Origin of the sequence: Dietzia sp. CW19 (assembly GCF_014145265.1) — a bacterium.
GTDB classification, from domain to species: domain Bacteria; phylum Actinomycetota; class Actinomycetes; order Mycobacteriales; family Mycobacteriaceae; genus Dietzia; species Dietzia natronolimnaea.
This window is the reverse complement of the sequence record NZ_JAALEE010000439.1, coordinates 1-5,944: the sequence shown is the minus strand read 5'-3', so window position 1 is coordinate 5,944 and position 5,944 is coordinate 1. Positions and strand designations below refer to the sequence as shown.

The following is a 5,944-nucleotide window of genomic DNA, read 5'->3' as shown; positions in this document are numbered from 1 at the left end:
CGGCCGACCGCGTGCGGTCGGCGCGCGGTTCCTCGGGTGACGGGTACACGGGTCAGGCCGCCATCGCCCGCCTGCACGAGGCCGCGGGGTCGGGCACCGCGGTCACGGTCTCCGTGGTCGACGCGCAGGGCCGCTCGACGTCGCGACTCGTCATCCCCGTCTCCGTCGCGGGGGGCCGGATCGAAGGGGTGGAACCCGATTCCGCCGAGGCCGTGACCCTGCCGTTGCACCGCGTGATCTCGGTGGCCGATGTGGACCCCACCCGCTGACCCCACCCGCCGGCCCGACCCTCCGTCGCGATTTCCGGGACACTGGAGGGTCGGACCCACGCGGGCCCGCGAGGACCGAGGAGAACCGAAGTGAGTGGTGGACCGCTGATCGTCCAGTCGGACAAGACCGTGCTGCTGGAGATCGACCACGACCAGGCAGGCGACGCCCGGCAGGCCCTGGCCCCGTTCGCCGAACTCGAGCGCGCCCCCGAACACGTCCACACCTACCGGATCACGCCGCTCGCCCTGTGGAACGCGCGGGCCGCCGGTCACGACGCCGAGCAGGTCGTCGACGTGCTCGTCACCTACTCGCGCTTCCCCGTCCCACAGCCGCTCCTGGTCGACATCGCGGACACCATGGCCCGCTACGGCCGGCTTCAACTGGTCAAGAGCCCGGTCCACGGTCTCACCCTCATCTCTCTCGACGCCGCAGTGCTCGCCGAGGTCAGGCGACACAAGAAGATCGCCCCGATGCTCGGGGCGGAGATCGACGCCGACACCGTGATCGTCCACGCGTCCGAGCGCGGTCGGCTCAAGCAGGAGTTGCTGAAGGTGGGGTGGCCGGCCGAGGACCTGGCCGGGTACGTCGACGGCGAGGCGCATGAGATCTCCCTGTCCACCGAGTCCGAGCCCTGGGAGCTCCGCGACTACCAACAGATGGCCGCGGACTCCTTCTGGGCGGGCGGCTCCGGCGTCGTCGTCCTGCCCTGCGGGGCCGGCAAGACCATGGTCGGCGCGGCGGCGATGGCCCGCGCCAAGGCCACCACGCTCATCCTCGTGACCAACACCGTCGCCGGTCGGCAGTGGAAGCGCGAACTGCTCGCCCGGACCACGCTCACGGAGGACGAGATCGGCGAGTACTCGGGCGAACGCAAGGAGATCCGCCCGGTCACCATCGCCACGTATCAGGTCGTCACCCGCAAGACCAAGGGCGTGCACCGGGCGCTGGAGCTCTTCGACTCCCGGGACTGGGGACTGATGATCTACGACGAGGTGCACCTGCTCCCGGCACCGGTCTTCCGGATGACCGCGGACCTGCAGTCGCGTCGCCGTCTCGGGCTCACCGCCACGCTGGTCCGTGAGGACGGCCGGGAGGGTGACGTGTTCTCCCTCATCGGCCCCAAGCGCTACGACGCCCCCTGGAAGGACATCGAGGCGCAGGGGTGGATCGCCCCGGCCGACTGCGTGGAGGTCCGCGTGACGCTGACCGAGAACGAGCGGATGATGTACGCCACCGCCGAGGCCGAGGACAAGTACAAGTTGTGCTCGACCGCCCGCACCAAGATCGCGGTGGTGAAGCAGATCCTGGCCAGGCACTCCGGTGCCCCGACGCTGGTGATCGGCGCCTATCTGGACCAGCTGGAGGAACTGGGGGTCGAGCTGGACGCCCCGGTGATCCAGGGTTCCACCTCCAACAAGGAGCGGGAGAAGCTCTTCAACGCCTTCCGCGCCGGGGAGATCTCCACCCTGGTGGTGTCCAAGGTCGCCAACTTCTCGATCGACCTACCGGAGGCGAGCGTCGCCGTGCAGGTCTCCGGGACCTTCGGCTCCCGGCAGGAGGAGGCCCAGCGGCTCGGGCGACTCCTGCGCCCCAAGAAGGACGGCGGACAGGCGCACTTCTACTCCGTGGTCTCCCGGGACACCCTCGACGCGGAGTACGCCGCCCACCGCCAGCGGTTCCTCGCCGAGCAGGGCTACGCCTACCGGATCACCGACGCCGACGACCTGCTCGGCCCGGAGCTGCCCGGGATCGGCTGAGCACACGGCCCGCCCTGGGCGTCCCACCCTCGCCGTGGCGCCTGGGATACTGGGTCCATGGCCTCCGATCGCACCTCCCGCGCCCCTCACGAGCAGTACCGCCTCGCCGACTTCCCCGTGGACGACGCCTGGGTCCGGAAGAACAACGAGAGCCTGGCCGAGGTGCGTCGTCTGCAGTGGTCCGCCGGGATCCTCGGGGTCGTCGTCCTCGCCGCCGGGACCGGGATGCTGCTCTACTCGGGCCTCGAACCGTGGGGCTGGATCATCGCCGCGCTGGCCGGCGTCTTCGCGATCGGGTGCCTGGCCATGATCGGGTACATCCCCCGGAAGATGGGATCCATGGCGCACACCTACGCCACCTCCGAACTCGTCCCGGCGATCGTCGCCGAGGTGCGACCGCGTGGGCTCACCCTGCTGGCCCTGGTCGACCGCGCCGTCGACCGGTCCGCGGGCTCGCTCCCCGCTCTGGCCGTCCGCAGCTGTGAGAAGATCCCGGGCCACGACGTCCGCGTGGGCACGCGGGTCCCCTGCGTCGCCGTGGTGGGCAACCGCAGCGCCCGCGGAGGTGACAACCTCTACCAGTTCATCTCCCCCATGCCCGTCGCCTGGGCCACCCCGGACGCCGCCGTGCTGCGGAGGCTGACCAAGGAGATCCCGGCCGGCGAGTGGGAGACCCTGCGCCAGAACCTCGACCGGGTCGGAGAGGTGTCGGCGTCTCCGGCCAACCTCGTGCCACTCGACTGAGAGCCCTCCCACCGCTCGACACCGTGGGCCTCACCCGACGCTCCTCCACCTGTGAGCAAGTCGTCACGGCACCGTGATCCGCCGCCACTGCGCGGAAACACGCGCTTTCTAGCCTGGTCGGCACAGGCTAGAAGGAGGTCTCCACATGACCGAGCACATCGTCGTCGTCGGACACGGAATGGTCGCCCACCGGTTCGTCTCCACCCTCGCGTCCCGGTGGGCCACCGCCGATCTCACCGTCACGGTGATCGGCGAGGAGACGGACCCGGCGTACGACCGCGTCGGCCTCTCCTCCTACGTCGGGGCGTGGGACCGCGAGTCGCTCCACCTCGAGGACGCCCGGCACGGCGCCGATCCGCGGGTGACCGTGCGATCGGGTCACCTGGTCACCGCGATCGACCGCGAGGCCGGGGAGGTCGAACTCTCGTCGGGCGAGCGGATCGCCTACGACACGCTGGTCCTGGCGACCGGCTCGCGGGCGTTCGTCCCACCGGTGCCCGGCCATGACCTCCCGGGATGTCACGTCTACCGCACCCTCGACGATCTCGACGGGATCCGCGCGGCCGCCGAACGCGCCGGGTCGGGCTCCCACGGCGTCGTGATCGGCGGTGGGTTGCTCGGCCTCGAGGCGGCCAACGCGGTGAGCCTGCTCGGGCTCACGCCGCACGTGGTCGAACGCAACGACCGGCTCATGCCACTGCAGGTGGACGCCGGTGGCGGCCATGTCCTGGCGTCTCTGATCCGTGAACTGGGGATCGAGATCCACCTCTCGGTGACCGGCACGGAGATCGCCGAGACGCCCGACGGGCTGACCGTCCGACTCACCGACGACGAGGGGGTCACCACGGTCGTCGACGCCGCCTTCGTGGTGTTCTCGGCGGGCGTCCGCCCGAGGGACGAACTCGCGCGGCTCTCCGGTCTGGACACCGCCGAGCGGGGCGGCATCCTCACCGACCTCGCGTGCCGGACCTCGGACCCGAACATCTACGCGATCGGCGAGTGCGCTGCCATCGACGGCACCTGCTACGGGCTCGTCGGTCCCGGGTACACCTCCGCCGAGGTGGCCGCGGCCACGATCCTCAGCGGCGAGGGGGAGTTCACCGGGGCCGACCTGTCCACCAAACTCAAGCTCCTCGGGGTGGACATGGCGAGTTTCGGCGACGCGCACGGCGTCACGCCCGGTTGCCTCGAGGTGGTGGTCAACGATCCCGTCGCGGGGACCTACTCCAAGCTGGTCATGAGCGACGACGCCCAGACCCTCCTGGGTGGGGTGTTCGTCGGCGATTCCGGGCCGTACTCGCTGCTCAAGCCACTCGTCGGCCGCACGCTGCCGTCCCCCGACCCGATCTCGCTCATCTCCCGCTCCACCGGTAACGATCCCGGGGTCGGGGTGGAGGCGCTCCCCGACGAGGCGCAGATCTGCTCGTGCAACGCCGTCACCAAGGGCGACGTCCGCGAGGCCATCTGCGGCGGCGCCTGCGACGTGGCCGACCTCAAGTCGTGCACCCGGGCCGGCACCTCGTGCGGCTCGTGTATCCCCCTGCTCAAGCAGGTCCTCGAAGCGGAGGGGGTCGAGCAGTCGACGGCGCTGTGTGAGCACTTCGAGCAGTCCCGGTCGGAGCTCTTCGAGATCGTCACGGTCACCGGGATCCGGACCTTCTCCGGTCTGATCGAGCGCTTCGGCCACGGGTCCGGCTGCGACATCTGCAAGCCCACCGTCGCGTCCATCCTGGCCTCCACCAGTTCCGACCACGTCCTCGACGGGGAACAGGCCGCACTGCAGGACACCAACGACCACTTCCTCGCCAACATCCAGAAGAACGGCACCTATTCGGTGGTGCCCCGGATGCCGGGCGGCGAGGTGTCCGCGGAGCAACTCATCGTGATCGGTGAGATCGCGCGTGATCACGACCTGTACGTCAAGGTGACCGGCGGTCAGCGCATCGACATGTTCGGTGCGCGCGTCGAGGAACTGCCGGTGATCTGGAAGCGGCTCGTGGACGCCGGCATGGAGTCGGGGCACGCCTACGGCAAGTCGCTGCGCACGGTCAAGAGCTGTGTGGGCACCTCGTGGTGCCGCTACGGACAGCAGGACTCGGTCGGGATGGCGGTGCTGATGGAGAACCGCTACCGCGGACTGCGCGCGCCCCACAAGATCAAGATGGCGGTCTCGGGGTGTGCGCGCGAATGCGCGGAGGCCCGCGGCAAGGACGTCGGCGTGATCGCCACCGAGACCGGCTGGAACCTGTACGTCGGCGGCAACGGGGGCGCGACGCCCAGGCACGCGCAACTGCTCGTCGGTGACCTGACCGACGAGGAGCTGATCCGCTACATCGACCGCACGGTGATGTTCTACGTCCGGACGGCCGAGCGGCTCCAGCGGATGGCGCCCTGGCTCGAATCGCTGGACGGCGGCATCGACCACCTGCGCGAGGTGGTGTGCGACGACTCCCTCGACCTGGCCGCCGAGCTGGAGGGTCGGATGGAGGCCCACGTCGCGGGCTACGTGGACGAGTGGTCCGCGGTTCTGGACGACCCCGACAAGCTCGCCCGGTTCGTGTCCTTCGTCAACGCGCCCGAGTCCCCGGACCCCACCGTCGAGTTCGAGGAGAAGGACGGCCGCAAGGTCCCGGTCCTCCTCGGCTCCCCCGCGATGCCCGCACGAGTCTGACCCAACCCGAACCCCCGAAAGGACACCGTCATGACCGCACTCCTGTCCCCCACCGAGATCGAGGTCTGCCCCCTCGAGCGGCTCATCCCGGGGCGGGGCGTCGCCGCCCTGCTGCCCGACGGCCGACAGATCGCCGTCTACCTCCTGGACGACGGCAGTGTCCACGCCCTGTGCAACATCGACCCGATCGCCCGGGCCGCCGTGATGAGCCGTGGTCTCGTCGGCGACCGCGGGGGGGTCCCCGTGGCCATCTCCCCCATCGGCAAGCAGGCCTACGCCTTGGAGGACGGGCGCGGGGTCGACGACGAGTCGTACGGACTGTCCGTGTTCCCGGCCAGGGTCGTCGACGGCACCGTCCTGGTCTCCACCGAGGCCGCGATCCGGCACCAGGGGAGCCGGCTCGCCGCGTAGCCGGGCGCACCGGATCGCCGCACGGAGGCGGCACCGCCGGAACCCACGAGAGACGTCAGGCGCCACCGCGTGGATCCACGTGGTGGCGCCT

4 protein-coding genes and 1 pseudogene are annotated in these 5,944 nt (G+C 70.4%); all 5 read left to right on the top strand.

From position 1 onward, the window contains the following. A pseudogene (locus G6021_RS12975) lies at positions 1–269 on the top strand (hypothetical protein); the annotation flags it as partial. 90 nt (positions 270–359) lie between these two features. Continuing rightward, on the top strand, positions 360–2,027 hold the full coding sequence (locus G6021_RS12970; protein ID WP_179524654.1) for a DNA repair helicase XPB: 1,668 nt from the start codon (positions 360–362) through the stop codon (positions 2,025–2,027). 57 nt (positions 2,028–2,084) lie between these two features. After that, positions 2,085–2,771, top strand: coding sequence for a DUF3239 domain-containing protein (locus G6021_RS12965; protein ID WP_179524653.1), 687 nt, complete (start codon positions 2,085–2,087; stop codon positions 2,769–2,771). A 145-nt stretch (positions 2,772–2,916) separates the two neighbouring features. Next, positions 2,917–5,442 carry a nitrite reductase large subunit NirB gene (gene nirB, locus G6021_RS12960; protein ID WP_182616220.1) on the top strand — a complete coding sequence of 842 codons (2,526 nt, stop codon included), beginning with the start codon at positions 2,917–2,919 and terminating at the stop codon, positions 5,440–5,442. Between the two features lie 30 nt (positions 5,443–5,472). Continuing rightward, positions 5,473–5,853, top strand: a complete 381-nt coding sequence (gene nirD, locus G6021_RS12955) for a nitrite reductase small subunit NirD (RefSeq protein ID WP_182609571.1) — start codon at positions 5,473–5,475, stop codon at positions 5,851–5,853. Positions 5,854–5,944 lie beyond the last annotated feature (91 nt).